3 protein-coding genes are annotated in these 2,005 nt (G+C 67.8%); all 3 read left to right on the top strand.

The annotated features are described in order from the left end of the window. The first annotated feature begins 106 nt into the window (after positions 1-106). Positions 107-895: a pseudouridine synthase gene (locus A5713_RS18230; protein ID WP_231980509.1), complete on the top strand. Its 789-nt coding sequence runs from the start codon at positions 107-109 to the stop codon at positions 893-895. 79 nt (positions 896-974) lie between these two features. Further along, positions 975-1,415, top strand: a complete 441-nt coding sequence (locus tag A5713_RS18225; RefSeq protein ID WP_231980507.1) for a diguanylate cyclase/phosphodiesterase — start codon at positions 975-977, stop codon at positions 1,413-1,415. A gap of 358 nt (positions 1,416-1,773) precedes the next feature. Beyond that, positions 1,774-2,005, top strand: a 232-nt coding sequence (locus A5713_RS29295; protein WP_231980505.1) for a hypothetical protein, incomplete at its 3' end; no start/stop codon positions are given.

The following is a 2,005-nucleotide window of genomic DNA, read 5'->3' as shown; positions in this document are numbered from 1 at the left end:
CCCGCGCCGAGATCCTCGAGCCGGTGCCGCTCAATTGAGGCCCGCGCCACTGCCGGTGCGGGACGGCCTGGGCCCGGCGCGGGTGCGGCTGCGCGGGGGACCGGTGATGGCCGAGCTGACCGACCGGTTCGGCGCGCCCGCGCGGTCGAAGGTGCTGGCCGGGGAGGTCGTCGATGCGGGCGGCGCGGTGGTCGACGAGGCCACGGTGCTGCCCGCCGGATCGCACGTATTTCTGTACCGAGAGCTGCCAGATGAGGTTCCGGTGCCGTTCGACATCCCGGTGCTGCATCGCGACGCGGACATCGTCGTGGTCGACAAGCCCCACTTCCTGGCCACCATGCCCCGCGGGCGACACGTGGCGCAGACGGCGCTGGTGCGGCTGCGGCGAGAACTGGGCCTGCCGGAGCTGAGCCCCGCCCATAGGCTCGACCGGTTGACCGCCGGCGTGCTGCTGTTCACGGCGCGCCGCGAGGTACGCGGCGCATACCAGACGCTGTTTTCCCGTGGGCTGGTGCGCAAGACGTACCTGGCGCGCGCCGCCGTGGATCCGGCCGTGGCGTTGCCCCGCGTGGTGCAAAGCCGGATCATCAAGCGGCGCGGCGTTTTACAGGCCGTCTGCGAACCCGGTGCGCCCAACGCGGAGACGTTCGTCGAACTCGTTTCACCGGACGGCCTGTACCGGCTGACCCCGCGCACCGGGCGCACCCACCAGTTGCGCGTGCACATGGCCTCCCTCGGCCTGCCGATCGACGGGGATCCGTTGTACCCCAACATCATCGACGTGCCGCCCGACGACTTCAGCACGCCGCTGCGGCTGTTGGCGCAGCGCATCGAGTTCGACGACCCGGTGACCGGCGCCCGTCGCGAATTCGTCAGCCGCCGAACGCGGCCCTAGTTTCGCCGCCCCTCCGCCGGGTATCAGGGCGGGTGCGCGAGGCAAACTGACGAAACGCCGAGGCGGCCCGGGTCGGCGCATGCGCGTCCCGGATCAGGTCAGTGACTCGCAGACAGCATTGTTGCGGTACCTGATGTACGGCCTCTTGCCGGCCTGGTTCATCCCCGCGTTGCTCGATTGGAATCAGCACGGCCGCAGCAGGATTGAGGTCACCTCGGGGACTCGTGAATCTCTGATCCACCTGCTGATGATGGCCGAGGTCGGCGCGCCGCTCACCCTGGTGCTGTTGTGTGAGGTGAACCCGCTTGTGTTGACGACGATTCTGGCCTCGATCGCCGCGCACGAGGCCACCGCCCTGTGGGACGTCAGCGCCGCCGAGCACAGCGGACGCCGCGTCACCATATGGGGAACAGCACGTGCACAGCTTCCTGGAGTCGATGCCGATCATGGCTGCCTCGGCGCTGGGCTGCCTGCACTGGCGCGAAGTCCGGCAGCTCATGCGGGGCGCTCGCTCGCGTGAAGCCTGGCGGCTGCGCTGGAAGGAGAATTCGCTGCCCGGCGGCTACCTCGCGGCGATCGGCGGCGGCGTCCTCGCCGCGGTCGTCGTCCCGTAGGGGACGAGCTGTACCGCTGCATCACGAAGGCGGACCGAACGCTCGACTGAATTCTTGTCGGGGGCCGATTCCCGCGCAGTTGGCTGCGATGGGGAAGTTGTTCGCCTATCGGCTGTCACGGGCCGCCCATGCATCCAAGGACGCGTCTCTGGTTCGTGGTCGTTCGGTCACACAGAGGTGCCGAAGGTCCCTAGCTGGTGAAGTTTGCGGAGCGGAAGTTAAAGCGCATCGTTCGAAACTCCGACCCGGAGAGGGTGATGAGTAATGAGCCATCGCGCCACGACTAAGAGCAAGACGAAGCTTGTGGGAACGATGCTGTTCGGGACACTGGCGGCCGGGTCACTGGCCGCTGTCGGGCTAGGTTCGGCTCCAACCGCGTACGCCAACGAGTGGGACAACTACTACGCATGTCTGAGAGGTACTGGCCGCTGGAGCGATCTCAGTGACGATCCCTCAGACACACTCAAACAATCCGTGGCGATGCTCGGTGGCGCGG

This window comes from Mycobacterium sp. E2497, from assembly GCF_001668695.1.
In the GTDB taxonomy this organism is placed as follows: Bacteria; Actinomycetota; Actinomycetes; order Mycobacteriales; family Mycobacteriaceae; genus Mycobacterium.
Note: the sequence above shows the minus strand (reverse complement) of the source record. Positions and strands in the feature narration are given on the sequence as shown.

Bases quoted from the DNA above. Each gene is read 5' to 3' on its own strand.
- A5713_RS18230 (WP_231980509.1), top strand. From the start codon at position 107: ATGGCCGAGCTGACCGACCGGTTCGGCGCGCCCGCGCGGTCGAAGGTG.
- A5713_RS18225 (WP_231980507.1), top strand. From the start codon at position 975: ATGCGCGTCCCGGATCAGGTCAGTGACTCGCAGACAGCATTGTTGCGG.